Genomic DNA, 25924 nt, shown 5'->3' on the forward strand with positions numbered 1-25924 from the left:
ATCAGCCGCGGGGACGCGCGACCACCGGGGCGGGGGTCACCGCGATGCGGACGCGGTCGCCGAACGACGGGTGCACGGCGGGATCGTGCTGCACGCGGACCAGCTCGCCCGACTCGGTGCGCACGAGGGTCCGCCGCATGCTGCCGAGGAACGTGCTCTCCTCCACGAGGGCATCGGTTGCGGCATCCTCCGCGGAGGTGAAGCGGACGTTCTCCGGACGGAGGTACACGTCGACGGGGCCGTCGGCGGGGGTCTGCAAGGGGAGACGCTGCCCCCACACGACGACGTGCTCGCCGCCCGCGACGCCGGACACGACGCTGGAGAGGCCGACGAACGCGGCGACCTCGGCGGTCGCGGGAGTCGTGTACAGCTCTTCCGGGGAGCCGATCTGCTCGATGCGACCGGAGTTCATGACTGCTATCCGGTCCGACACCGCGAGGGCCTCTTCCTGGTCGTGCGTGACGAAGACGGTCGTGATGCCCAGCCGCAGCTGAATGCGCCGGATCTCGTCGCGGAGCTGTACGCGCACCTTGGCGTCGAGAGCCGACAGGGGTTCGTCGAGCAGCAGCACCCGGGGTTCCGTGACGAGGGCGCGAGCCAGGGCGACCCGCTGCTGCTGTCCGCCGGAGAGCTGATGCGGGAACCGGTCGGCGAGGTCGGCGAGGCCCACGAGGGCGAGCGCATCGAGGGCACGCCGCGCCGCCTCGGTTTTGCCGATACCCCGACGACGGAGCCCGAAGGCCGTGTTGTCGACGACGCGGAGGTGCGGGAACAGCGAGTACGACTGGAACACCATCCCGATGTCGCGCCGGTTCGTCGGCACCCGCGAGACGTCTCCTCCGCCCAGGAGCACCGTCCCCTCCTCGGCGCCCTCGAGTCCCGCGAGCACGCGGAGCAGCGTCGTCTTGCCGCAGCCGGAGGGGCCGAGCAGCGAGACGAACTCCCCGGGGGCGATGTCGAGGTCGACGCCGTGCAGCACCCTCGTGCCGCCGTAGCTCTTGACGATGCCGTGGAGCTCGACCCGCGTGCCGTCGCCGGCCTGGGCGAGCAGCAGGTTGTCCTTGGTGCGCGGGAGTGCGTGATCGAGGGTCATGAGCGGGCCTTTCGCGGACCGCGGGCGACGCGGCCGATGAGCAGGAGCAGGAGGAAGACGAACGACAGGGCGAGCAGCGTGAAGATCGCGGGGGCATACGGGTCTTGCTTCTGCACCACGACCATCGCCGTCTGGAAGACCTGCCGGTTGAGGAGGGACGCGATCGTGAACTCCCCGAGCACCACCGCGATGGAGATCAGCGAGGCGGCGAGCAGGCCCTGGCGGAGGTTCGGCGCGAGCACGCGGAGCACGACCGTCGGCCAGCCCGCCCCGAGCGAGCGCGCGGCCTCGGACAGCGTGCGCAGGTCCGCGGCATCGATCGACGCCTGGATCGAGCGGAAGGCGAAGGGGAGGACCGTGACACCGTACGCGAAGGCGAGGGTCCAGGTGCCGGTGCCCACGGTCCGACCGATCTGCAGGTAGATCGGCGCGAGCCCCACGACGAGCACGATCGCGGGGATCGAGATCGGCAGGAGCGCGACGAACTCGAAGGCCGCCTTGAGCCGCGGGAAGCGGAGGTTCACGAGGATCATCGTGGGAGCCAGGAGGAACAGCACGATCGACACGGTCACCACCGCGAGGGTCAGCGAGTTCCCGAGCCCCGTCCAGAGGGGCTTCAGGGCCGCCGACGCCGCGGGGTCGAAGAGGGCGGTCCAGTGCGCGAACGAGAGGCCGTCGGTGTCGCGCAGCGTGAAGAGGAACGTCGACACGAGGGGCACCGCGAAGAACGCCCCGACGACGATGCCGATCACCGCACGGGTCGCGCGGGACGGGGCGAGGCCGTTCATGCCTGCCACCGCGAAGCCCGTCGCTGGATGAGGGAGTACAGCGCCATCACGACCCCGACCACGATGATCATGCCGAGGGCGAGAGCGCCGGCGAGGTTCTCCCGACCGAGCAGGGTCTCGCTGGTGAGCGCCGTGCGGATCTGCAGCGGGACGATCTGCGAGCCCTGACTCGCGAGCGCCGCGGCCGTGGCGTACGAGGAGAACGCGTTCGCGAAGAGCAGCAGCAGGCTGGCGAGGAACGACGGCGCCAGCACCGGGAGGCCGATCCGCAGCCAGAAGCTCGCCCTGCTGCCCCCGAGGGTGAGGTTCGCCTCGACCCACTGCGGCTTCAGTGCAGCGAGGGCGGGCAGGAAGGTGATGACCATGAGCGGCACCTGGAAGTAGATGTACGGGAGGATGAGGCCGGGAAGCTCGTACAGCCACGTGCCCTCGGCGAAGATGTCGATGCCGAACGTGTCGCGGAGGAAGACCGTGACCACGCCCTGGATGCCGATCGTGGCGATGAAGGCGAAGGCGAGCATGACGCCGCCGAACTGCGCGAGGACCCCGGCAGCCGCGTCCACGGAGCGCCGCACGACGCCGTCCGGGTTCATGCCGAGCAGAGCGTAGGAGACGAGGGCGCCCACGACCGCACCGACCGCCGCGGTGAGCAGCGACAGCCCCGCCGAGTTCGCGAAGGTCGTCAGCACCACCGGGTCGCCGAGGGCGGCGACGTTCGTCCAGGTGAAAGCACCGTCGCCGTCGAAGAACCCGGAGCCGACCGCGAGCACGGTCGGCACGGCGAGGAAGAGCAGCACGTAGGCGGCGAACGGTACGAGCCCCAGCCACGCCACGGACGGCGCCGACCGCCGGGCCCGCGTGTGCGACGCGGGTCCGGCGGCGGTGGCGGGGCGGACGCCGCGGCATCCACCCCCGGTGCGACGACGGTGGTCACTGGACCGCCGCTGCCCACTTCTCGCCGAGCAGCGTGCCGGCGTTCTCGGACTGCTCCTCGGTCGGCACGACCGTCTCCTCCGGGGCCTCGGGGAGAGCGGCCGCGAGCTTCTCGTCGATCGTGCCGGCCTCGGTCATCGCCTCCATGCGCACCGGACGGGCGCCGCCCTTCAGCCACAGGTTCTGCACCTCGTCGCTGTAGAGGAACTCCTGCCACAGACGCGCGGCGGCCGGGTTCGGAGCGTCGACGTTGATGGCCTGGTTGTAGTAGCCCGCGTAGCCGGTGCCGTCGAAGACCACGACCTTCCAGTCCGGGTTGTCGGCCGTGTGGGCCGCGTTCAGGTAGTCCCAGTCGAAGACGACGGGGGTCTCGCCGCTGGCGACGGTCGCGGTCGTGACGTCGACCTTGAGGAGGTTCCCGGCCTTCTGCAGCTCGGAGAAGAAGTCGATGCCCGGCTGGAAGTCGTCGAGCGTGCCGTCCGACTGCACGGTCGCCAGGCCCACGGCGGCGAAGGCCGCACCGGCCTGCGTCGGGTCGCCGTTGATGGCCACGGCGCCCTTGTAGTCGGCGGAGAGGAGATCGGACAACTCGGCCGGCGCCTCGAAGGCCGAGGAGTCGTAGCCGATCGACATGTAGCCGCCGTAGTCGCCGACGAAGAGGCCGGTGGGCTCCTTCAGCTCGTCGGGGATGTCGTCCCAGGTCTGGACCTTGTACGGGGCGAAGGTGTCGGTGTTCTGCAGGGCGACGGTCAGGCCGAGGTCGAAGACGTCGGGAGCAGTGTCGAGGCCCTTGTTCGTCTCGGCCGCCTGGATCTCCTCGGCGCTGGAGACGTCGGGCGAGGCCTCGTTGATGGTGATCTCGGGGTACTTCTCCGCGAACAGGTCGAGGATCTCGCCGTAGTTCGCCCAGTCGCGGGGGAGGGCGATGACGTTGAGCTGACCCTCCTCCTTCGCGGCCGCCTCCAGGTCGGCGAACGAGCCGAAGTCCTCGACGGAGGTCGCGCTCGCCGCGTCCACGGCGTCGTCACCGGCGGCCGGGGTGTCGGTCGCGGAGGCGCAGGAGGTCAGAGCGATGACGGCCGTGGTGGCCAGGGCGATGCCGGCGCCGATGCGTGCGCGGCGGATGGAGCGTGCCATGAGTGTCCTCTCGGTGTCCGGCGCTGTGAGCCGGTGTCGGGTTGCGAGAGGACACTACGAGTCCGAGGTAGCCACGCGGAGCGGTGCGGGTGAACGGTCGGTGTCGGGCGGGTGGCGCGGGGATGCGCTCCGGTTTCAGCGCTGCGGGACGGTGTACTTGAAGCCGAGGTGCGAGCCCACGTAGCCGAGGCGCTCATAGAACCGGTGCGCGTCGGTGCGGGCGGCGTCGGAGGTGAGCTGCACCATGGCCGCACCGAGGGCGGGCGCTGCGGTGTCGCCGACCCAGCGCATGACCGCGGAGCCGATGCCCGAGGACCGGAGGTCGCTGCGCACCCGGACCGCCTCGACGAGCAGCCGCCGAGCGCCGCGGCGCGCCATCCCGGGGATCGAGGTCAGTTGGAGTGTGCCGACCACGGCGCCCTCGAGCTCCACCACGAGGAGGTCGTTCGAGGGGTCGGTCAGGATCTCGCGGAGGCCGCGCTCGTACGCCGGGCGGTCCTCGTCGGACGCCACGTCTCCGCGGGCGGCGCTGATCGGGTCGTCGGCGAGCAGCGCGATGACGGCGTCGGCGTCGGCCTCGGTCGCCCGCCGGAGCACGGCGTCCCCGCTCCTCGACGCGAACGGATGCGGAAGCGGGAGATCGGCGAGCATGAGCCCAGTCTGCCAGCGGTGGATGCGGGACGGCGCCCGCGGGTCTGGAATCATGGCGGAGTGGATATCGGCAGCCTCCTCGGACTCGAGCAGCTCACCTGGGGGATGCTGATCCTCATCATCGTGGCGGCGTTCAGTGCCGGGTGGATCGACGCGGTCGTCGGCGGCGGAGGGCTGCTGCAGCTCCCGGCGCTGCTCCTCATCCCCGGCATCGCCCCGGTCCAGGCGCTTGCGACGAACAAGCTCGCCTCCGTGTTCGGGACCGCGACCAGCAGCATCACCTACTACCGCCGGGCCAAGCCCGACCTCCGTACGGCCCTGCCGATGGCGGTGATCGCGTTGATCGGATCGTTCGGGGGCGCGGCGGTCGCCACGGTGCTGCCCCCAGCCGCCTTCAAGCCCATCATCGTGATCGCGCTGCTGGCGGTGGCCCTGTTCACGGCGCTCCGGCCGCAGCTCGGGGCCGCGACGCAGCTGCGCTTCCACGGGCACAAGCACCACATCATGGCCGGGCTGGCCGGGCTCGGCATCGGGTTCTACGACGGGATGATCGGTCCGGGGACGGGCACCTTCCTCGTGATCACCCTCGTCGCGCTGCTGGGCTACGACTTCCTGCAGGCGAGCGCGAAGGCCAAGATCGTCAACCTCGCGACGAACGCGGGGGCGCTGCTCCTCTTCATCCCGCACGGCTCGGTGCTGTGGCTGCTCGGGGGCATCCTCGCGGTCGCGAACGTCGGCGGCAGCTACCTGGGCTCGCGGATGGCCATCTCCCGCGGGACGACGTTCATCCGCGTGGTGTTCCTCGTCGTCGTGGTGGCTCTCATCGCGAAGCTCGGCGTCGACGTGTGGAACGAGAACCTCGCCCCCCTCTTCGCCTGATTCTCCCTTTTTCTCTTCGCCGAGACCCCGGGTACGCGACGAGACCCCGGGCTGCCAGCGGCAGTGTCCCGGGGTCTCGGCGGCAAGACGGGGTCTCGGCGGGTCAGGCCTCGTCCTCGGGAGTGAAGTCCACACCGGCCTCGGCGCGCTGCTCGGGGGTGATCGGCGCGGGAGCGGAGGTGAGGGGATCGAAGCCGTTCCCGGACTTCGGGAAGGCGATGACGTCGCGGATCGACTCGGTCTTCGTCAGGTGCTGGAGCACGCGGTCCATGCCGAGTGCGATGCCGCCGTGCGGGGGAGCGCCGAACTTGAACGCGTCGAGGAGGAAGCCGAACTGCTCCTGCGCGACCTCGTCGCTGATGCCCATGACCTCGAAGACCCGCTTCTGGATGTCCTCGCGGTGGATGCGGATGGACCCGCCGCCGAGCTCCGAGCCGTTGCACACAATGTCGTACGCGTAGGCGAGGGCCGAACCGGGGTCGGTGTCGAACGTGTCCTCGAACTCGGGCTTCGGACCCGTGAACGCGTGGTGCACGGCCGTCCAGGCACCCGCGCCGACCGCGACGTCACCGGAGGCGACCGCGTCGGCGGCCGGCTCGAACATGGGGGCGTCGACGACCCAGGTGAAGGCGAACTCGTCCGGGTTCAGGTAGCCGAGGCGACGGCCGATCTCGACCCGTGCGGCGCCGAGCAGCGCCCGGCTCTCCTTGGTGGCACCGGCGGCGAAGAACACGCAGTCGCCCGGCTCGGCGCCCACGAACTCGGCCAGTCCGGCCTGCTCGGCCTCGGACAGGTTCTTCGCGGCGGGGCCGCCCAGGGTGCCGTCCTCGTTGAACAGCACGTAGGCGAGACCACGGGCGCCGCGCTGCTTGGCCCAGTCCTGCCAGGCGTCGAGCTGCTTGCGCGGCTGGCTCGCGCCGCCGGGCATGCGCACCGCGCCGACGTACTCGGCCTGGAACACGCGGAACGGGGTGTCCTTGAAGTACTCCGTCGCCTCGACGAGCTCGAGTCCGAAGCGGAGGTCGGGCTTGTCGGAGCCGTACTTCGCCATGGCGTCGGCGTAGGTCATCCGCGGCAGCGGGGTCTGCACCTCCACGCCGATCGTCTTCCACATCGCCACGATGAGCGACTCCATGAGGGCGATCACGTCCTCCTGGTCGACGAAGCTCATCTCGATGTCGAGCTGCGTGAACTCGGGCTGACGGTCGGCGCGGAAGTCCTCGTCGCGGTAGCAGCGGGCGATCTGGAAGTACTTCTCCACACCGCCGACCATGAGCAGCTGCTTGAAGAGCTGCGGCGACTGGGGCAGGGCGTACCAGCTGCCCGGGTGCAGACGGGCCGGGACGACGAAGTCGCGGGCGCCCTCCGGCGTGGAACGGGTGAGGGTCGGGGTCTCGACCTCGGTGAAGTCCTCGGCGTGCAGCACGTCCCGGATCGCCTTGTAGACGTCGGACCGCAGGCGCAGCGCGGAGGCGGCGGCCGGGCGGCGGAGGTCGAGGTAGCGATACTTCAGGCGCGCCTCCTCGCCGACGGTCTCGGTGTCGGCCAGAGCGGTCGAGACCTGGAACGGCAGCGGCGCCGACTCGTTCAGCACCTCGACGTCGGCCGCGATGACCTCGATCTCGCCGGAGGGGAGGTTCGGGTTCGCGTTGCCCTCGGGGCGCCGCGACACCTCGCCGGTGACCTTGAGGACGAACTCGTTGCGCAGCGGGTGGGCGATCTCCTCGTCGCGGATGACGACCTGGGCGATGCCGGACGCGTCCCGCAGATCGATGAACGCGACGCCTCCGTGGTCACGACGACGATCGACCCACCCGGTGAGGGTGACGGTCTGACCGATGTTCTCGGCGCGCAGGGAGCCTGCGGAGTGGGTGCGCAGCACGGAGGATTCCTCCTGATCCGGGGAAAGATGAACCCGCCCAGTCTACGCGGGCGTCCCGGCCCTTCCCGGCCGGGTCGCCAGCGCGGAGCAGCGGCACCTCAGTAGGATCGCCACGACGAAAGGCGGACCCCCATGCACCTCTCCATCTCGGACGGCAACGGCCTTCCCGACCTGTTCGGCGCGATCTTCTCCGGCACGACGGGACTCATCGCCCTCATCTTCTACATCCTCGTCGTGGTCGGACTGTGGAAGGTCTTCACGAAGGCGGGGTACCCCGGCATCCTCGCGATCATCCCGATCGTGAACGTCGTGTTCCTCGTGAAGATCGCCGGGATGTCGGGCTGGTTCGCCCTGCTCTACCTCGTGCCGATCGCGAACTTCATCCTCGGGGTCATCGTCGCGTTCAAGCTCGGCGCGCGCTTCGGCAAGGGCGGGGTGTTCTCCTTCTTCCTGCTGTTCCTGTTCCCCTACATCGGCTATCTGATCCTCGGGTTCGGCGACTCCCGCTACCGCGAGGTCTGACGTGGCGGCATCACTTCTGCACCTCGTTCGTCACGGTGAGGTGCACAACCCGTCCCGCGTGCTCTACGGACGGCTGCCCGACTACCACCTCAGCACCGCGGGGGAGGAGATGGCTCAGGCGGCGGCGGAGCACGTGGCGGGGCTCGGCGATCCGGTGACCGCCCTGTTCGCGTCACCGCTCGAGCGTGCGCAGGAGTCGGCCGCCCCGTTCGCGGAGGTGTTCGACCTCGAGCCCGAGACGGACATCCGTCTGATCGAGCCGACGAACGTGTTCGAGGGCACCCGGATGCGGCGGTCGCTCATGAACCCGATGAACTGGTGGCACCTGCGTCAGCCGTCGCTGCCGAGCTGGGGGGAGCCGTACGCCTCGATCGCGGAGCGCATGCTCGGGGTGATGGACGAGGCATGGACGGCCGCGGCCGAGATCCCGACCGCGGGGGACATCGTGATGGTGTCGCATCAGGCGCCGATCTGGATCACGCACCTCCGGGTCGCCGGCCTGCCGCTGCAGCACGACCCGCGGACCCGCCGCTGCGCCCTGTCGAGTGTGACCTCGTTCGCGCGCGTGGGCGACGTCTGGCGCGAGGTCTCGTACGCCGAGCCCGCCGCGACCGGCGGTGCTGTCGACGTCGGCGCCGTCTGACCCCCGTTCGAATCGCCTGAATGACCCCATCCGGCCCGGAAATGGGACCAATCGGGCGATTCGAAGTCAGAGGGACTGGAGCACCCCCACCGCGGCGAGCTGTCCCGCGGCGGCGGCGAGCAGGACCGAGGCCATCGGGCCGGGGAGGGTCGCGCGATGGGCGAGGTCGCCCGCCGCGAAGACCCCCGGAAGCGACGTCCTCCCGAACTCGTCGATCTCGATGGACCCCGACTCCAGGAGCCGCAGCCCGAGGTCCGCGGCGAAAGGCGCCCGGTGCCGCATCGTGCCGGACGCCACGAACACCGCCGCGACGTCGAGGTCGCCCTCGGCGCTGCGCACCCGAACCCCGTCCTCGTGAGACGCCACGGCCTCGACCGGCGCGGCGGCCACCCGTACCCCGAGCTCCTCCAGCGCGACACGGTCCTCCGCGGCGGACGGCTCGCCCACCGGGACCACCGTGATCTCGCCGACGAGACGGCCGAGCAACCCGATCAGATGGGCCGCCCGGGGAGCCGCCCCGAGGATCGCGATCGGCTTCCCGGCGTGCTCGTGTCCGTCGCAGAACGGGCAGCTGAAGACCCGGACGCCCCAGAGCTCGGCGAGACCCGGCACCGGAGGGAGGTCGTCCGCGACGCCGGTCGCCAGGATCACCCGTCGGGCGTCGGCCACCGACCCGTCGGCGAGGCTCACCGAGAAGCCCGTCTCCGCGTCGCCCGAGATCCGCTGCGCCGCGACGTCCCGCGTCTCGACGTCCGCATAGGCCGCGAGCTCCGTGCGGGCCTGGGCGCGGAGGTCCGCCGGGGCCTTCCCGTCGGCGCCGATCATGTTGTGCATGTGCCGCACGGTGCCGTTGCGGTACTCGCCCGAGTCCAGCAGGAGCACCGGCCGGTGCATCCGTCCGAGGGTCAGCGCCGCCTGGAGTCCGGCCGGACCGGCACCGATCACGATCGCGTCGTACATGGGGTTCCCTTCTCGCGTCTTGCGTTCGGCACCAGTCTGTGACTTCATGTCAACATGAAGTCAAGCGACCCGCACCCGTGGTCCGTCGGCGCGGTCGCCGCGCGGTTCGACCTGCCGACGAACGTGCTGCGGCACTGGGAGACCGTCGGCCTGCTCCGGCCGCCCCGCGACCCGGCGGGCCGGCGTCGGTACGGCGAGGACGAGGTCGTGCGCATCGCCGTCATCCAGCGCAGCAAGGCCGCCGGGATGAGCCTCGACCAGATCGCCGTGCTCCTCGACGACGGCAGCGCCGGGCGGCATCAGGTGCTGCAGCAGCATCTCGACGACCTCGACCGGCGGATGGAGGAGATGCGGCGATCGCGGGAGATGACCGAGCACGCCATGGGGTGCCGGGCGCACGACATCGCGACCTGTCCGCGGTTCCGCGCCGGCGTGGACGACGTGCTCGCGCGCTTCTGACTCCCCCGGGGGGTACCCGGCCGATGCATAGGAAGCTCTGCGTAAACTCGGAGACGTGTCCCGCGCTTCCAGGATTCACCCGATCCGCAACGGCCGCCCCACCCGTCTTCGGCCCCTCGGCCGCCTGGGCGGAGCCGCGCTCGCTGCGGTGCTCGCCGTCGGTCTGAGCGCCTGCGCTCCCGACGCCGTGAGCGAGTCGTTCCTGAACGGCGAGAACACCGGCTACGTCGCCGCCGACGGCGCGATCGTCGAGATCCCCGTCGCCGAGCGCGGGGAGCCGGTCGAGTTCGCCGGGGTCACGGAGCACGGCGAGGACTTCGACAGCGCCGACATCGCCGGGAAGGTCGCGGTCGTCAACTTCTGGTACGCCGGCTGCGCCCCGTGCCGCGTCGAGGCCCCCGACCTGGAGGCCGTCTGGCAGGAGCACCAGGACGCGGACGTGCAGTTCATCGGCATCAACACGCGCGACCAGGCCGACACGGCTGTCGCGTTCGCCGACGAGTTCGGGATCACGTACCCGAGCCTCATCGACGTCGACACGGCTCAGGCCAAGCTCGCCTTCGCCAAGGTCGTGCCGATCTCGGCCACCCCCACCACGCTCGTGCTCGACAAGCAGGGCCGCGTCGCCGCGAAGATCATCGGGCCGATCGACGGCACCTCCGTGCTCTCCACGCTCGTCAAGGACGCGCTGGCGGAGGACTCCTGATGTCCGCGAGGTCGTCGTGAACCCCGACGCGATCATCGGATCCGGAGCCCTCTGGATCGCGGTCCCCGTGGCGATGCTCGCCGGACTCGTCTCGTTCCTCTCGCCGTGCGTGCTCCCACTCGTTCCGGGCTACCTCGGCTTCCTCGGGGGAGCCGTCACGCCGCGGAACACCTCGACGACCGTCGACGGCGCCACCCAGACGGCGACGCGCAGCCGCCTCGTCCTCGGCGTGCTGCTGTTCATCCTCGGCTTCACCGTGGTCTTCATCCTCTACACGGTGCTCGGCGGCACCGCCGGCGTGTTCCTGCTCCAGTGGGGCGATCTCATCACCCGCATCCTCGGCGTCGTCATCATCGCGATGGGCCTGGTCTTCCTCGGGCTCTTCGGGTTCGCGCAGAAGGAGCTCCGCTTCCACGTCGACTCGAAGGCCGGGATGGTCGGGGCCCCGCTCCTCGGCGTCGCGCTCGGCATCGGCTGGGCGCCCTGCATGGGCCCCACGCTGGCCGCCATCCTCGCGCTCTCCTTCAACGCGGGCGACCCCGTGCGCGCGGGCTTCCTCGGCCTCGCGTACTCCCTCGGCCTCGGCATCCCGTTCCTGCTCGTCGCCCTCGGCTTCGGCTGGGCGACCAAGGCCATCGGGTTCCTGCGCCGCCACATCCGGGTCGTGAACATCCTCGGCGGCGTGCTGCTGATCCTCCTCGGTGTCCTGATGGTCACCGGCCTGTGGACCGACATCATGTCCCGATTGACGGCGGTGATCGGCAGTGTCATCCTCCCGCTCTGACCGCTCCGAGACGACCATGACGAAGAACAAGGGTGCCGTGACCACCGACTCCAGCGATCCGCTCCGCCCGTCCGACCACGTCGACGGCGACGACACGATCACCCAGCCGCGGCTCGGGTTCGTCGGCTGGCTCCGATGGGGGTGGCGTCAGCTCACCTCGATGCGCACGGCGCTCGTCCTGCTGCTCGTGCTGGCGATCGCGGCCATCCCCGGATCGATCTTCCCGCAGCGGATGGCCGACCCGAACGGCGTGACGCAGTGGGAGCGCGACAACCCCGATCTGTTCCCGGTGCTCGACGCGCTCAAGCTCTTCGACGTGTACCTGTCGCCCTGGTTCTCGGCGATCTACCTGCTGCTGTTCACCTCGCTCGTCGGCTGCGTCATCCCGCGCATCAAGCACCACGCCAAGGCGCTGCAGGCCCGCCCGCCGCGCACGCCCGCGCGGCTGCGACGCCTGGAGGACTACCGCGCCGTCACCCGTGACACCGTCGCCGACTCCGGCACGCGCACGGGCGACGCCGCCGCGGAGGCCGCCGCCTCGATCGACGTCGCCACGAAGCAGCTCAAGGCGCTCGGCTACCGCGTGGAGCGCTACGACCGCGGGCACACGTACTCGGTGTCGGCCGAGCGCGGCTACTGGCGGGAGACGGGCAACCTGCTCTTCCACCTCGCCCTCGTCGGCGTGCTCGTGACGATCGGCGTCGGCGGCGGCTTCGCGTACACGGGCCAGCGCGTGCTCGTCGAGGGGGAGACCTTCGCCAACACGCTGCTCGACTACGACTCCATGAACCGCGGGCGCTTCGTGGCCGACGACTCCTTCGCGCCGTACTCGATGCGGCTGGACTCCTTCGACGTCACGTATCAGCCGTTCGGCGAGCCCGGCTCCGGCCAGGCCGGGAACTTCTCCGCGAACATGACCATCCAGGAGAACGGCGAGGAGCGCGAGGGCGCCGTCAAGGTCAACGAGCCGCTGGGCGTGGCCGACGACGACGTGTTCCTGCTCGGCAACGGGTACGCCCCGACGGTCACCGTGCGCGACCCCGAGGGCAACGTGGTGTTCCACAACAGCACGCCGTTCCTCCCGCAGGACAACAACATGACCTCGCTCGGCGTGCTCAAGGTGCCGGACGGCCTGGCTGAGCAGGTGGGCCTCGTCGGCTTCTTCTACCCGACCACCGGCGTGCTCGACACGGGCGCCTTCTTCTCCGCCTACCCCGACCTCACCAACCCGACGCTCACGCTCGACGTGTACACGGGCGACCTCGGGATCAACGACGGCGTGCCGCGCTCGGTCTACGTGCTCGACACCTCCGAGATGACCAAGCTCACCGGACGCAGCACCGACGTGGAGTCGATCGAGCTGTCCCCGGGTGAGACCGCGCAGCTGCCGAACGGCCTGGGCTCGGTCACCTTCGACGACGAGTCGCCGGAGGGCGCCACCGACGCCTCGGAGTCCGTCAAGCGCTTCGCCTCCCTGCAGATCCACCGCGACGAGTCCGGGGTGTTCGTGCTCGGGTTCGCACTGCTGGCGCTCGGTGGCCTCATGCTCGCCCTGTTCGTGCCGCGTCGGCGCGTGTGGGTGAAGGCCACCGCGGCGGACGGCGCGGTCGACCTCGAGTACGCGGCCCTGGCCCGAGGGGAAGACCCCACGCTCGCCCGCGCCGTGGACGACCTCCGTGCCGGCCACGCCCGGCTGCTCGACGCCGCGGGCGGCACGACCGCCCGTACCCCTGAAGACGCCGACGAGGATGCCGCGGACGCCGCCGCGGACCCTGCGGCCCCGGCACCCGGAAAGTAGACTGACACCATGCTCGAGCTCACCGTGATCTCGCCCGTCCTGCTGTGGACGGCGATCGCGATCTACGCGGCGGCCTTCGTGGCCTACGCCTTCGATCTCGCGCGCCGCTCGCAGGCGACGGCCGACGCCCACACCGTCCGCGAGGGCGAGCTCGTGGCCGCCGGTCGTTCCGGTGGCGTCTCGGCGTCCGCACCCGTCGATGCGCCCGGAGCTCCGAAGCCGCAGCGCTTCGTCATGGCGCGAATCGGCACCTCGCTCACGGTGCTCGGGTTCGTGTTCCACCTCGCCGCCGCTGTGACGCGCGGCATCGCGGCCGGTCGGGTGCCGTGGGCGAACCTGTACGAGTTCGGCATGGTCGGAACGCTGCTCATCATCGCGGTCTACCTGGCGGTGCTCACACGCCTCGACCTGCGCTTCCTCGGCACCTTCATCACGGGCCTCGTGGTGGTCCTCCTGGGCCTCGGCGCGACGAACTTCTACGTCGAGGTCTCCCCGCTGATGGACCCGCTGAAGAGCGTCTGGCTCATCATCCACGTGTTCGTCGCCTCGCTCGCGACCGCGTTCTTCGCCCTCGCCTTCGCGCTCTCGGTGATCCAGCTCATGCAGGCGCGACGCGAGCGGCTGCTCGGCGAGGGGGCGGCGAAGACCGGCCCCGGCTTCCTGCGCACCTTCCCGCCGGCGGAGCGCCTGGAGAGCCTGGCGTACCTGTTCACGATCATCGGCTTCATCCTCTGGACCTTCACGCTCATCGCCGGGTCCATCTGGGCGTACTACGCGTGGAGCCGCTTCTGGGGCTTCGACGTGAAGGAGACCTGGACCTTCGTGATCTGGGTGCTCTACGCCGGGTACATCCACGCCAGGGCGACGCGCGGCTGGCGCGGCAACCCCTCGGCCTGGCTCTCGATCGTCGGCTTCACCGCCGTGATCTTCAACTTCACCATCGTCAACGTCTTCTTCAAGGGCCTGCACGCCTACTCCGGCCTGAGCTGAGCCCGCCGAGCACAGCTTCGGAGATCGCGAGGGACACGCCGACGGGCGCGGCTCGGTCACGGCGTGTCGTCCGCAATCTCCGAAGTCGTGCCCGCCGGAGCAGGGCTCAGCCGCCGAGGGGGATGACCTCGGCGTGCTCGACGCCGCCCTCGTACCAGACGAACTCGACCTCGGTGACGACCTCCGTCGGCGCGGGGAGGAGCGGACGGACCTCGGTGGCGGCGAGCTGCTGCCACGTCTCGGCATCCAGCGTCTTGCCGTAGAGCACCGAGAGGTGGAAGGTCCAGTCCTCGACGGAGAGCTCGTCGAGGCGGCGGAAGTCCGTCGGCCGGAGCACCTCCGTCAGCGAGGCGTACGCGTGCACGAGGGCGGGCGTGCGGGCGAGGCGCAGGATCACGATCTGCCACGGCGCGGGGAAGACGTCCACGGCGTCGGCGGTGAGCTCGAGAGGACCCTGTTCCGCGGCCCAGGCCCGGATCACGGCCCGCAGCTCCTGCCGACGCTCCGGCTCGAAGAAGCCGCGAAGGGTCACGTGCTCCGTGTGCGGATGCCGGAGCGGCGTGTCCAGACGACCGAGCGCGGCCTCCTGGATGGCCCGGTATTCCGCGGCGACGGCCCCGGTCGGCCGGAGCACGAGATACTGCTGTCCTTCGAGAGTCGCGAGCTGGTCCGGAGTGTCCATGAACGGTCGGCGCATGGCACGAGGGTACGGGGTACCGTCGTCGCGTCCGGGCACTGTTTCGGAGATCGCCACACGACACGCCGCTGGAGCGGGGTGCCCGGCGGCGTGTCGTGCGTGATCTCCGCAGCTGTGCCCGGGGGTCAGGCGGTGACGACGGCGCGGGCCGTGGTCGTGCGGCGGACCGCGACGACCACCGTCGTGGCGACGAGCGAGAGCACGCCCCAGACGACGAGGGCGGCGACGGCGGCCCCGCTCGCCTCTACGAGTCCGGCGAAGGCCGGTGCGGTCGGGAGGGCGGCCCCGATGCTCGCGAGCCAGTCAGGCACGGTCGAGATGAGTCCCGTCGCCACGGCGATGACACCGATCAGTGCGGCGATCCAGCGTCCGATGCCGCCGAACACCGCCACGAGGGCCTGGTTCACCGCGGCGAACACCACCCCGGCGAGGACGGCGGTTCCCGCGAACGCCCACCACTCCGCGACGTCGTAATCGGCCACGATCTGCACGATCAGCGAGACGAGCAGACCCTGTGCCGCGCCGATCGCCGCGGCCGGCCAGAACGCGCGGAGGGTGAGGGAGGCGGAGGAGCGCCGCGAGGTGAGCGTGCGCGCTGTGTGGGCGCGGAGGACGAGGAAGGACGCGAGACCGCCGAACCACAGCACCACCGCGGTGAGCAGCGGGATCGCGGTGGGGCCGAAGAGCGAGCCCATCGAGGAGTCGGTCGCCACGGGGTCGGCGATCACCGATGCCAGCGACGTCGACTCCTCGTCGCTGAAGGACGGGAGGGAGTCCGCCGCGGTGCGCAGTCCGCCCGCGAGATCGCCGGTGCCGGTGGCGAGGGTCTCGAGACCGGTGGCGAGCTCCGTGCTGCCGTCGGCGAGCTGGGTCGCGCCGTCGGCGAGCTGCGTCGCGCCGGTCGACAGTGCCCGCGCTCCCGCCGCGGACTGATCCACGCCCTCGCTCGCGAGGCGGTTGAGCCCGCCGGCGAGCTCGGTCGCCCCGGCACCCGCCTCGCCGAGCTGAGTGGCCAGGGTGGAGAAGGATCCGGGAAGCGCGGCCACACCCGTGGCCACCTGCTTGTCGTTGAGGATGCCGGAGGCGGTCCCGGCCGAGGTCGCAGCCGCCACCGCCTGCTCCGCGAGCGCGGAGAGCTGCTCACACTCCGCCGAGCTCGGATCGGCGGCGCACGCCGTGGCCGCCATCGTCCCGAGACCCTGCGCGACCGCGGCGGACTCGCCCGCAGCGGATCCGGCGGCCGCGGCCGCCGACTGGATCCCGCCCGTGAGCTGCTGCACGTCGGCGACCCGGCCCTGGAGCTCGGTCGCGCCGGAGGTGAGTCCCGCCCCGATGGTGCCGGCGCCGGTCGCCGCCTGCCGCGTCTGCCCCGCGATCGTGTCGAGGCCGGACGCGAGGGTCGAGGCCCCGGTACCCAGCTCTCCGGCACCCGCGGCGAGCTGCGTCGCACCCTCCGGGAGGGCCGCAGCGCCGGTCGCCGCGTCACGGGCCCCCTTCGCCAGCTCCAGGGCCCCATCCGCCGCGTCGCCGATCTGGTCCCCGATGGTGGTGAAGCCGACGAGGATGTTCTCCGTTGTGGCCTCGGACAGCGTGGTGCCGAGCGTCGAGGCCGCCACGTCGGCGATCTGCCCGGTGATGAGGTCGTCCGCCACGAGGCCGTCGTCGGGCGTCGTCACCTGGATCGTCGCCTGCTCCGCGTCCCCGCCGCCGTCCGCGACCGCCTGACCCGCGGAGGTCGCCGCGGCCGAGAAGTCCTCGGGGATCGTGATGACGGCCTGGTAGGTGCCGTCGGCGAGCCCGTCGGCGGCGTCCTCCTCGTTGGAGATGACCCACGTGAGGTTCGAGTCGAGATCGTCCGAGCCCTCGACGAGCCCGGACGCGAGCTGCCGCCCGAGAGGCGCGGTCTGGCCGTCGATCTCGACGGGTTCGTCGAGGTTCACGATCGCCGCGGTCATGGAGTCGAGGCGCTCGGTCGGGTTGTAGAGCGCCGCCATGAGGATGCCGCCGATCGCGGCGGGCAGCAGCAGGACGCCGAGGATCGTGAGCCAGGTGATGGGCTTACGTGAGCGGGCGCGCTCGAGGGGGAGGGTCATGCGGGCACCTCGGTGGTTTCTGCGGCGCTCGGGCGGGGCGCGCGCGTGTCGAGTACGTCGGCGGACGGCCATCCGGCGTCCGTGAGGAGGGAACGGGCCGCGTCGGGATCGACGGCGGTGGCGAAGACGGCGAGCTCTCGGCGCGACCTCGCATCGCGCAGCATCGCGGCGACCTGGTCGCGCTCGCCGCCGCGGAGCCGGTCCGCGCCGTCGATCACCACGAGCTCGGAACGACCGCGGAGGGCTTCGCGGAGGTCGGCGAGCACCGGGGCGTCGTCTCCCGCGAGCACGCAGCCCACGTGGGAACGGACCCAGGCCGCGCGACCGGGGAGCAGGTGTCCGGCGACGCGGATGCGTCCGTCGGCCGGGGCGATGCGGGCGCCGACGGTGAGAGCGAGGGCCCGTAGCGTCCCGGCATCCCCGCCACTCGCGATGAGGGCTGCGCCGGGCGCGAGCCGCAGCGACAGTCCCTCCGTCGCCGAGGGGCCGGCACCGAGCTCCAGGTCATCGGCCGCGACGAGCGACCCGTCGCCCGGCCACGCCTCGAGGTGCCGTTCGCGTTCCACCGCCTCGCCCTCGATGTCCACGCGGGGGAGGATCCGCTCGAGCCAGGACGGGATCTCCCAGGCGCGCTCGCCGAGGATCGCCATGAGCGCCGGGATCAGCGTCATGCGCACGAGGAAGGCGTCGAAGGCGATGCCGGCGGCGAGCCCGAGGGCGATGGGCTTGAGGGAGGAGTCGCCCTCCGGCACGAAGGCGACGAACACCGCGAACATGATGAGACCGGCCGCCGTGACGACCTTCGCCGACCCGGTGAACCCGCTCCGTACCGCGCGCAGCGCCGCGGCCCGTCGGGTGGCGCGGTTCACAACTCCCGCACCCTGGCGGAGGTCGGGATCGTGCACGAAGTCCTCGCGCATCCGCGACACGAGGAACACCTGGTAGTCCATCGCGAGGCCGAAAAGCACGCCCATGAGGATGATCGGCATGAAGCTGATGATCGGTCCGACCTTCGCGACGTGCAGGAGGTCGGCGAACCAGCCCCACTCGAAGACCGCCCCGACGACGCCGAAGGCGGCGACGATCGACAGCAGGTAGCCGGCCGCGGCGGTGATCGGCACCCAGAGGGAGCGGAACACGATGGTGAGCAGGATCAGCGAGAGACCGATAACGAAGATCCCGAAGGGCAGCAGGGCCGCCCCGAGCTGATCCGAGATGTCGATGCCGACGGCGGTGAAACCGGTGACCTTGAGGTCGATGCCGAACTCGTCCAGCCACTCGTCGTGGTGGCCGCGGAGCTCGCGCACGAGGTCGGCCGTCGCGGGGTCGTCGGGAGCCGTCTCCGGGATGATCTGGACGATGCCGGTGTCGGCGGTCTCGTTCGGCGTCGCGAGGGCGACCTCCTTCACGCCGGGAACCTCGGCCACCGCGTCTCCGAGGTCTTCCATGAGACCGAGGGGGTCGGTGGAGGTGACGATGGTGCCGGTGAGGATGAGGGGGCCGTTGAAGCCAGGGCCGAACTGCTCGCCGACGAGGTCGTAGTTCTGTCGCGCCTCGGAGTCCTTCGGCAAGACGCCGGCGTTCGGCAGGGCGAGGTCGAGGCTGAGGGCGGGGACGGCGACGATGCCGAGTCCGAGGACGACCGCGAGGGAGACGAGGACGGGGTGCTTCGTCACGCCCTCCACCCATCGACGGCTGCCGCGGGGCTTCGTGACGGCGTCCTTCGCGGCCGCCTTCTTCGGGGCCTTCGCGCGCTTCGGCCGTCCGGCCACGCGGCCCTTGAGGAATCCGAGCAGCGCAGGGGTCAGGGTCACCGCGATCGCCACGGCGACCGCGACGGCGACGGACGCCGCGACGCCCATGGTGGTGAGGAACGGGATGCCCGCGAAGCCCAGGCCGATCAGTGCGATGAGCACGGTGACGCCGGCGAAGACGACCGCCGATCCGGCCGTGCCGACCGCGCGGGCGGCCGACTCCTCAGGTTCAACGCCGTCCCGGACCTGGTCCTGGTGGCGCGCGACGATGAAGAGCGCATAGTCGATCCCGACCGCGAGCCCGAGCATCAGGGCGAGCAGCGGCGTGGTGGAGGAGACGGTCGCGAAGGCGGTCGCCGTGAAGATCCCGGCCATGGAGATGCCGACGCCGAGGATGGCGGTGAGCAGGGGGAGTCCGGCGACGACGAACGAGCGGAACGTGACGATGAGCACGAGGAGCGCGATGAGCAGGCCCACGGCCTCGGTGAGCGTGACGCCGGGGATCGAGATCGCGAAGAGGTCGCCGCCGAGAGAGGCCTGCGCACCGTCGGGGAGCTCTGCCGCGAGCTCGTCGACGGTGGAGCGCAGGGCGTCCTTCGTCTCCTCGGAGACGTCGGTGGACTCGCCGTCGAATTGCAGGCGCACGATTGCCGCCGTGTCGTCGTCGTTGATCATGCCGTTGACCATCTCGTCGTACGGCGAGGTGGCGGCGAGGACCTCGTCGAGGTCGCCGAGCTCCGACACGGCGTCCTCGATCGGCTCGCGGTACGCGTCATCGGTGATCTCGTCGCCGTCCGCGGCCACGACGATGAACTGGGCGTTCGTGCCGCTCACCTGGGGGAAGGAGCGGGAGAGCTGCTCGAGGCCGGCCTGGGACTCGGTCCCGGGGATGGAGAACGTGTTGTCGGTGCCGGCACCGAGGACCACGGCTCCAGCTCCGGCGATGCCGAGGGCGAGGAGCCAGGAGACGAGGACGCGCCATGGGTGGCGGAAGGACCAGCGTCCGAGGGACGAGAGGAGTGTGGACACGCGAATCTCCGTGGGGTGCCGGGTGGATACACAGGTGTATCCGATACATAGATGTATCGTAAGGTCATCCGCCATCCGGAGTCTGTGCACCGGGTGTGAATCGTCGAGAGGGAAGGCCAGGAGGTTCCGATGTCGTCACCCGCCACCCGCAGCCGGGAGAACACGAAGGCGCGTCTGCTGGAGGCCGCCGCGCAGGTGTTCGCCGAGGTCGGCCTGGACGGTGCCTCGGTCGAGGCGGTCTGCGAGCGCGCCGGCTTCACGCGCGGGGCGTTCTACTCGAACTTCGACTCGAAGGACGAGCTGTTCCTGACCCTCGCGGCCGGGGTCGCCGACGCGAGGGTGGCAGCCGTGCGGACTCGCGTGGAGCAGATGCGGGCGGACGGTGAGCTCGCCGACGACTGCGACCCGAAGGATCTCGTCCAGCAGATCATGGAGCTCGGCAGCGACGACCGCCTGGGTGTGATGCTGATGAGCGAGATCCGCATCCGCGCCCTGCGCGACCCGCAGTTCGGCGAGGCCTACCTCGCCCAGGAGCGCGAGATGGTGGCGAGCATCGCGCGCATCGTGGAGGACATCGTGGAGGCGGCGGGCACGCTGCGTCTCCGGCTGCCCGCGACCGATGCGGCGCGCATGCTCATGATCCTCTGGGAGGGCATGACGGTCCGCGGTGCCATGGCCGGTCGGGACGACGCGGCCCTGCGGCACTCCGGCGGCGAGGAGCTCGGGCGGCTCGTGGAGCTCCTCGTCGAGTCCTAGGCGCTACGGGCTGCGAGCAGCTCGTGGTGGCAGCGGGCCAGTCGGGCCAGCCACCACTCCCGACGCTCGTCCGCGGCGGCGAGACGGGTGAGCGCTGCCGGGTCGGGGGACAGGCGCCCCACCGGGATCTCTCCGTCCACGGGGCGGAGGTCGGCGACGTCGTCCTGGAACAGGGAGGCCGTGCCCAGACCGCAGTCGTAGTCGAGGGTGGGGAGCGCGGCGGCCAGTGCGGCCCCCTGCGACAGGCCGATCGCGGTGTCCAGGGCACTGGAGACGACCGCGGGGAGGCCGGCCGCGGTGACGATCTGCAGGGCGTGGGTCAGGCCGCCCAGCGGCTGGGCCTTGATGACGACGATGTCCGCCGCGCCGGCGCGTGCGACGGCGAGGGGGTCGCCGGACTTCCGGATGCTCTCGTCCGCGGCGACCGGGATCCCCATGTAGGCGATGCGCCGGCGCAGCTCGACGAGCTCGGGCACCGACGCGCACGGCTGCTCGACGTACTCCAGGTCGAAGGCGCCGAGGGCGTGCACGGCGTGCTCGGCCTCGTCGACGTTCCAGAGGCCGTTCGCGTCGATCCGGATGCGACCCTCCGGCCCGAGCACCTCGCGGACCGCCTGGACCCGGGCGACGTCGTCCGCCAGCACCTGTCCCGGCTCGGCGACCTTGACCTTCGCGGTCCGGCACCCGGAGAACCGCGCGAGGACCTCGGGCACGCGGGCGGCGTCGACGGCGGGCACGGTGGCGTTGACGCCGACCCGTTCCCGCAGCGGCGCGGGCTGCGGCGCGTAGGCGTAGTCGATCGCGGCGGCGAGCCAGGTCGCGGCCTCGGCATCGTCGTACTCGACGAACGGGGAGAACTCCGCCCAGCCCTCCGGCCCCTCGAACAGCAGGGCCTCCCGGGTGTCGACGCCGCGGAAGCGGGTTTGCATCGGCAGGGCGACGACGCGGGCGGAATCGAGGAGCTCCGTGACGGCGGGGATCATGACCCCATTGTGCGCCACGACCCCTCGACAGGATGTCGCGCGTATATGTGCCGTTGACAATGGTGTGTGACGCACACTACTGTGATCGACATGAACGAGACACTCGACACGCATCTGCAGGAACTGCGCCGCGGCACCGTGGTGCTCGCCTGCCTGCAGCTGCTGCGCACGCCGGAGTACGGGTATGCGCTGCTCGAGCAACTCGAGAGCCGCGGGTTCGCCACCGACGCGAACACGCTCTATCCGCTGCTCCGCCGTCTGGAGAAGCAGGAGTACCTGACGAGCGAGTGGAACACCGACGAGGCCCGGCCCCGCAAGTTCTACCGCACCTCGGAGGCCGGGACCCGGCTGGCCGACACCCTCACCGACGAATGGCGCGCGCTCACCACCGCGATCGCCTCCCTCACCCCCGAGGAGAACTGACATGACCGCGAGCACCCTCACCGAGCGCTACATCAGCGCCACGATCCGCAGCCTCGCGCCGGATACGCAGGACGAGGTCCGCGCCGAACTCGAAGCCGCCATCGCCGATGCCGTCGACGCGCGGCGGAAACAGGGCGAGAGCCCGGAGGAGGCGGAGCGCGCCGTCCTCACCGATCTCGGCGACCCGGGCATCCTCGCCGCCGGATACGCCGACCGCCCGCTGCACCTCATCGGCCCTCGGTACTACCTCACCTGGTGGCGGCTGCTGAAGCTGCTCCTGTTCATCGTGCCGCCGTTCGCCGCGGTGGGCGTCGCGATCGGGCAGCTGATCACCGGCGGCGGCCCCGGGGAGGTCATCGGCGCGGTCGTCTCGGTCACGCTGTCGGTGATCGTGCACCTGTGCTTCTGGGTCACGCTCGTCTTCGTCGTGCTGGAGCGCACCGGCGCCGACACCGGCGTGCGATGGAACGTGGACCAGCTTCCGGAGCCGACGGAGCACGGGGCCGCCCGCGCCGACGTGATCGCCTCGCTCGTGTTCCTCCTCGCCGGCATCGGCGCGATCGTGTGGGACGCGACGCTCGGATTCTTCCCGACCGGCGGCGACCCCATCCCGATCCTGGCGCCCGCGCTCTGGCCGGTGGGCATCGGCATCCTCCTCGCGCTCATGATCGCGGAGGCCGTCCTGGCCGTCGCCGTGTACGCGCGTCGGCGGTGGACCGTCGCCGCGGCCGTCGTGAACACCGTCCTCGCCGTCGCCTTCGCCGTGTGGGCCCTCACCCTGCTCCTGCAGGGCGAGCTCCTCAACCCGGCCTTCCTGGAGTTCGTGTTCACGGACAACGGGGTGGATGCCGACACGATGCGCGTGCTCACGGTGATCACCGGCGTCGGCCTCGTGGCCTTCCCGGCCTGGGACATCGTCGACGGGTGGATGAAGACGGCGCGTGCCCGGGGAATAGGCTGAAGACCGTGACCGATGCCTTCGTCTCCGACCTGTTCGATCCCGCCGAGTGGGAGCTGGCGCCCGGCGCCGAGCACTACACCGACATCACGGCGCACGTGAGCCGCGACGGCGGGGTCGCCCGCATCGCCTTCCACCGACCCGAGGTGCGCAACGCCTTCCGCCCGCACACGGTGGACGAGCTCTACCGGGCGCTCGACATCGCGCGACAGGACGCGCGGATCGGGGCGGTGCTGCTGACCGGAAACGGACCGAGCGCGAAGGACGGCGGCTGGGCGTTCTGCTCCGGCGGTGATCAGCGCATCCGCGGCCGCGACGGGTACAAATACTCGGACGCCGAGACCGCCGTCGTCAGCGGAGCGTCCGCGGCGGCTGTCGGGCGTCTGCACATCCTCGAGGTGCAGCGGCTCATCCGGTTCATGCCGAAGGTCGTCATCGCCGTGGTCCCCGGGTGGGCGGCGGGTGGCGGGCACTCGCTGCACGTGGTGTGCGACCTGACAATCGCGTCGGCCGAGCACGCGCGCTTCAAGCAGACGGATGCCGACGTCGGCAGCTTCGACGCGGGATACGGCTCCGCCTACATGGCCCGGCAGACGGGACAGAAGTTCGCGCGGGAGGTGTTCTTCCTCGCCGAGGAGTACTCGGCGCAGCGGGCCTACGAGGCGGGGGCCGTGAACCGCGTGGTGCCGCACGCCGAACTCGAGCGCGAGGCGCTGAAGATGGCGCGCACCGTGCTGACGAAGTCGCCGACGGCGATCCGGATGCTCAAGTTCGCCTTCAACGCCGTCGACGACGGGCTCGTCGGGCAGCAGGTGTTCGCGGGCGAGGCCACCCGCCTCGCGTACGGCACGGACGAGGCCGTGGAGGGGCGGGATTCGTTCCTCGAGAAGCGCGCCCCCGATTGGTCGTCCTTCCCCTGGCACTACTGAGCCGGAGAGACGATCGTGAACGCCCTCATCCCGACCGACGCGGAAGACACCGTGCTCCTGCGGGAGGCGCTGCTCCGAGCTCTCGACGAGGGACCGGCTCTCGGCTTCGGCATGCTCGCCGACGCTCCGGCGGAGGTGGACGACGGCATCGCCGCAGTGATCGCGACCTCCGGATCCAGCGGCGTCCCGAAGCGGGTGGCGCTGAGCGGCGAGGCCCTGCGGGCGAGTGCGGAGGCGACCGCCGCCCGGATCGGCAGCGGTCGCTGGCTGCTCGCCCTGCCGGCCGGCTACGTCGCGGGGCTGCAGGTGATGGTGCGCTCGATCCTCGCGGGCACGGAGCCGACCCGGATCGAGGGACGGTTCACACCGCGGGCGTTCGCCGAGGCCACGCGGAGCATGCGCCACGCCACGACCGCGGGCGTCCTCCCGGCCCTGTACACCTCCCTCGTCCCGGCGCAGATCGCGACGCTGCTCGACGCGAGCGCCGAGCCGGGTGTGCTCGCGGCGCTGCAGGCCTATGAGGCCATCCTCGTCGGGGGTCAGGCGCTCCCGGAGCCGCTGCGGGAGCGGGCGGCCGACCTCGGGGTCCGTCTCGTGCGGACCTACGGCTCGACGGAGACCAGCGGCGGCTGCGTGTACGACGGCGTCCCGCTCGACACCGTGAACGTCCGGGCGGTCGACGGCGAGCTGCGGATCGCCGGCCCCATGCTCGCGGAGGGCTATCTGGGCGACCCGGCGCTGACCGCGCGCACCTTCGCGCGGGACGAGCACGGCATCCGCTGGTACCGGACGGGCGACCTCGGGCTCCTCGAGGACGGCGTGGTGCGCGTGCACGGTCGCGCGGACAACGTGATCGTGTCGGGCGGCATCAACATCTCGCTCGACCGGGTGGAGCGCATCGTCCGCGCCGTGCCCGGGCTGCATCAGGCCGTGGTCGTGGCTGTCGACGACGAGCGCTGGGGGGAGGCCTCGGTCATCGTCGCGGCGCGCGGCGAGGCCCTGCGGCGCAGCGAGTCCGAGCAGCTCGCCCAGGCCAGGGAAGCGGTGGCCGGCGAGATCGGCGCGCACGCGCGTCCGTCCCGCCTGATCCTCGTGGACGAACTCGACGTCCTCTCCTCCGGCAAGCCCGACCGCGAGGCGATCCGCCGGATGGTCTCCGCGCTCTAGCCCGTCGACCCACCCCTTTCGCGCCGCCCCGGCCCCTTGCGGGCGTCCGGAAGGGGCCGGGACACACGGAAAGGGGTGGGTCGGCGGGAGTGCCAGACTGAGGGCATGGCCTCGTACACGCATGGACACCACGAATCCGTCCTCCGCTCGCACAGTGTGCGGGACATCGCGAACTCGGCGGCCTACCTTCGACCGCACCTCACGGCAGAGACCCGGCTCCTCGACGTGGGAGCGGGACCCGGATCGATCACGGTGGACTTCGCGGGGGTGGTCGCGCACGTCACGGCGACCGAGATCGACGACGCCGCGCTGTCCCTCTCCCGCGACCTCGCCACCGCGCGGGGCGTCACGAACATCACCTTCTCCGTCGAGGACGTGCACGCGCTGAGCTTCGCCGACGACTCCTTCGACGTCGTGCACGCGCACCAGGTGCTGCAGCACGTCGCCGATCCGGTGCAGGCACTGCGGGAGATGCGCCGCGTCGCGAAGCCCGGGGGACTCATCGCCGCCCGCGACGCCGACTACGCGGGCTTCCTGTGGTTCCCGGTCCTGCTCGAGCTCGACCGGTGGCTCGCGCTGTACCGCGCCGCCGCCCGGGCGAACGGCGGAGAGCCGGATGCCGGCCGCCGCCTCCTGGCCTGGGCACGCGCCGCGGGCTTCGAAGACGTCACGGCGACCGCGTCGACCTGGTGCTATGCGACGCCGTCCGAGCGCGCCTGGTGGGGCGGGATGTGGGCCGACCGCATCCTGGAGTCGGCGCTCGCCCGGCAGCTCGTGGACCAGGAGATGGCCTCCGCGGCCGACCTTCAGGAGATCAGCGACGCCTGGAAGCGCTGGGCCGACGACGGCGACGGCTGGTTCCTCGTGCCGCATGGGGAGATCCTCGCCCGCGCCTGACGGATACATCCCG

General features: G+C 71.2%; 25 protein-coding genes. 14 read left to right on the forward strand and 11 right to left on the reverse strand.

Features of this window, described 5'->3' with window-relative positions; genetic code table 11:
- Position 1: 1 nt before the first annotated feature.
- From AC2W7E_RS07220 to AC2W7E_RS07240, 5 genes are all read right to left on the reverse strand, one after another.
- Positions 2–1093: an ABC transporter ATP-binding protein gene (locus tag AC2W7E_RS07220; RefSeq protein WP_126894014.1), complete on the reverse strand. Its 1092-nt coding sequence runs from the start codon at positions 1091–1093 to the stop codon at positions 2–4.
- Complete coding sequence (locus AC2W7E_RS07225; RefSeq protein ID WP_126894041.1) at positions 1090–1881, reverse strand: ABC transporter permease; 792 nt, start codon at positions 1879–1881, stop codon at positions 1090–1092. The genes AC2W7E_RS07220 and AC2W7E_RS07225 overlap by 4 nt, the downstream gene beginning before the upstream one ends.
- Positions 1878–2714, reverse strand: a complete 837-nt coding sequence (locus tag AC2W7E_RS07230) for an ABC transporter permease subunit (RefSeq protein ID WP_315105800.1) — start codon at positions 2712–2714, stop codon at positions 1878–1880. Before AC2W7E_RS07230 ends, AC2W7E_RS07225 begins: the two co-directional genes overlap by 4 nt.
- Positions 2715–2811: 97 nt before the next feature.
- Positions 2812–3951 (reverse strand): ABC transporter substrate-binding protein, encoded by a 1140-nt coding sequence (locus AC2W7E_RS07235; protein WP_126894016.1) that lies wholly within the window; start codon positions 3949–3951, stop codon positions 2812–2814.
- Between the two features lie 135 nt (positions 3952–4086).
- Positions 4087–4602, reverse strand: a complete 516-nt coding sequence (locus AC2W7E_RS07240; RefSeq protein WP_485988871.1) for a GNAT family N-acetyltransferase — start codon at positions 4600–4602, stop codon at positions 4087–4089.
- A gap of 105 nt (positions 4603–4707) precedes the next feature.
- Between AC2W7E_RS07240 and AC2W7E_RS07245 the strand changes: the two genes are divergently transcribed.
- Entirely contained in the window at positions 4708–5481 is a 774-nt protein-coding gene (locus AC2W7E_RS07245; RefSeq protein ID WP_060921721.1) for a sulfite exporter TauE/SafE family protein, read from the forward strand.
- 103 nt (positions 5482–5584) lie between these two features.
- Here the strand turns inward: AC2W7E_RS07245 and aspS are convergent, their stop codons facing one another.
- A complete protein-coding gene (aspS, locus tag AC2W7E_RS07250; protein WP_060921711.1) occupies positions 5585–7363 on the reverse strand; it encodes an aspartate--tRNA ligase in 1779 nt (592 codons plus the stop codon).
- Between the two features lie 132 nt (positions 7364–7495).
- Between aspS and AC2W7E_RS07255 the strand changes: the two genes are divergently transcribed.
- Both AC2W7E_RS07255 and AC2W7E_RS07260 read left to right on the forward strand, forming a co-directional pair.
- Positions 7496–7885 carry a DUF5684 domain-containing protein gene (locus AC2W7E_RS07255; protein ID WP_025104449.1) on the forward strand — a complete coding sequence of 130 codons (390 nt, stop codon included), beginning with the start codon at positions 7496–7498 and terminating at the stop codon, positions 7883–7885.
- A gap of 1 nt (position 7886) precedes the next feature.
- Positions 7887–8528 carry a histidine phosphatase family protein gene (locus AC2W7E_RS07260; RefSeq protein WP_025104448.1) on the forward strand — a complete coding sequence of 214 codons (642 nt, stop codon included), beginning with the start codon at positions 7887–7889 and terminating at the stop codon, positions 8526–8528.
- A 66-nt stretch (positions 8529–8594) separates the two neighbouring features.
- Here AC2W7E_RS07260 and AC2W7E_RS07265 read toward each other — a convergent pair whose 3' ends face one another.
- Positions 8595–9536, reverse strand: coding sequence for an NAD(P)/FAD-dependent oxidoreductase (locus AC2W7E_RS07265; RefSeq protein ID WP_485988826.1), 942 nt, complete (start codon positions 9534–9536; stop codon positions 8595–8597).
- Between the two features lie 6 nt (positions 9537–9542).
- Here AC2W7E_RS07265 and AC2W7E_RS07270 point away from each other — a divergent pair, with 6 nt between their 5' ends.
- From AC2W7E_RS07270 to ccsB, 5 genes are read left to right on the forward strand one after another with little or no spacing between them, the layout of a single operon-like run.
- Positions 9543–9947 carry a MerR family transcriptional regulator gene (locus AC2W7E_RS07270; protein ID WP_315105663.1) on the forward strand — a complete coding sequence of 135 codons (405 nt, stop codon included), beginning with the start codon at positions 9543–9545 and terminating at the stop codon, positions 9945–9947.
- Between the two features lie 55 nt (positions 9948–10002).
- A complete protein-coding gene (locus AC2W7E_RS07275) occupies positions 10003–10653 on the forward strand; it encodes a TlpA family protein disulfide reductase (RefSeq protein WP_485988827.1) in 651 nt (216 codons plus the stop codon).
- A 16-nt stretch (positions 10654–10669) separates the two neighbouring features.
- A complete protein-coding gene (locus AC2W7E_RS07280) occupies positions 10670–11437 on the forward strand; it encodes a cytochrome c biogenesis CcdA family protein (protein ID WP_485988828.1) in 768 nt (255 codons plus the stop codon).
- Between the two features lie 16 nt (positions 11438–11453).
- Complete coding sequence (gene resB / locus AC2W7E_RS07285) at positions 11454–13235, forward strand: cytochrome c biogenesis protein ResB (RefSeq protein WP_338565457.1); 1782 nt, start codon at positions 11454–11456, stop codon at positions 13233–13235.
- Positions 13236–13244: 9 nt separating this feature from the next.
- Positions 13245–14225 carry a c-type cytochrome biogenesis protein CcsB gene (gene ccsB / locus AC2W7E_RS07290; RefSeq protein ID WP_025104442.1) on the forward strand — a complete coding sequence of 327 codons (981 nt, stop codon included), beginning with the start codon at positions 13245–13247 and terminating at the stop codon, positions 14223–14225.
- A gap of 106 nt (positions 14226–14331) precedes the next feature.
- On the opposite strand, the gene AC2W7E_RS07295 is transcribed toward ccsB, so the two are convergent.
- From AC2W7E_RS07295 to AC2W7E_RS07305, 3 genes are all read right to left on the reverse strand, one after another.
- Entirely contained in the window at positions 14332–14922 is a 591-nt protein-coding gene (locus tag AC2W7E_RS07295) for a 2'-5' RNA ligase family protein (protein ID WP_485988829.1), read from the reverse strand.
- Positions 14923–15047: 125 nt separating this feature from the next.
- Positions 15048–17015: a YhgE/Pip domain-containing protein gene (locus AC2W7E_RS07300; protein WP_485988830.1), complete on the reverse strand. Its 1968-nt coding sequence runs from the start codon at positions 17013–17015 to the stop codon at positions 15048–15050.
- Entirely contained in the window at positions 17012–19798 is a 2787-nt protein-coding gene (locus tag AC2W7E_RS07305; RefSeq protein ID WP_485988831.1) for an MMPL family transporter, read from the reverse strand. Before AC2W7E_RS07305 ends, AC2W7E_RS07300 begins: the two co-directional genes overlap by 4 nt.
- A gap of 129 nt (positions 19799–19927) precedes the next feature.
- Here AC2W7E_RS07305 and AC2W7E_RS07310 point away from each other — a divergent pair, with 129 nt between their 5' ends.
- Positions 19928–20554 (forward strand): TetR/AcrR family transcriptional regulator, encoded by a 627-nt coding sequence (locus AC2W7E_RS07310; protein ID WP_025104438.1) that lies wholly within the window; start codon positions 19928–19930, stop codon positions 20552–20554.
- Here AC2W7E_RS07310 and AC2W7E_RS07315 read toward each other — a convergent pair.
- The gene (locus tag AC2W7E_RS07315) at positions 20551–21537 is read right to left on the reverse strand and encodes an o-succinylbenzoate synthase (protein ID WP_485988832.1); all 987 of its coding nucleotides are present in this window, start codon (positions 21535–21537) and stop codon (positions 20551–20553) included. The genes AC2W7E_RS07310 and AC2W7E_RS07315 overlap by 4 nt on opposite strands.
- Before the next feature lie 90 nt (positions 21538–21627).
- Here AC2W7E_RS07315 and AC2W7E_RS07320 point away from each other — a divergent pair, with 90 nt between their 5' ends.
- The 5 genes from AC2W7E_RS07320 (at position 21628) to AC2W7E_RS07340 (ending at position 25911) form a co-directional block, all read left to right on the forward strand.
- Complete coding sequence (locus AC2W7E_RS07320; protein WP_029989612.1) at positions 21628–21960, forward strand: PadR family transcriptional regulator; 333 nt, start codon at positions 21628–21630, stop codon at positions 21958–21960.
- A 1-nt stretch (position 21961) separates the two neighbouring features.
- Positions 21962–22921: a permease prefix domain 1-containing protein gene (locus tag AC2W7E_RS07325; RefSeq protein WP_485988833.1), complete on the forward strand. Its 960-nt coding sequence runs from the start codon at positions 21962–21964 to the stop codon at positions 22919–22921.
- A 5-nt stretch (positions 22922–22926) separates the two neighbouring features.
- Positions 22927–23847, forward strand: coding sequence for a 1,4-dihydroxy-2-naphthoyl-CoA synthase (locus AC2W7E_RS07330; protein ID WP_085603789.1), 921 nt, complete (start codon positions 22927–22929; stop codon positions 23845–23847).
- 15 nt (positions 23848–23862) lie between these two features.
- Positions 23863–25014 carry an AMP-binding protein gene (locus AC2W7E_RS07335; protein ID WP_085603787.1) on the forward strand — a complete coding sequence of 384 codons (1152 nt, stop codon included), beginning with the start codon at positions 23863–23865 and terminating at the stop codon, positions 25012–25014.
- Positions 25015–25119: 105 nt separating this feature from the next.
- Entirely contained in the window at positions 25120–25911 is a 792-nt protein-coding gene (locus AC2W7E_RS07340; RefSeq protein WP_485988834.1) for a class I SAM-dependent methyltransferase, read from the forward strand.
- The last annotated feature ends 13 nt before the right edge of the window (positions 25912–25924 follow it).

It is taken from the genome of Microbacterium sp. CFSPD4_SD4, assembly GCF_057364585.1.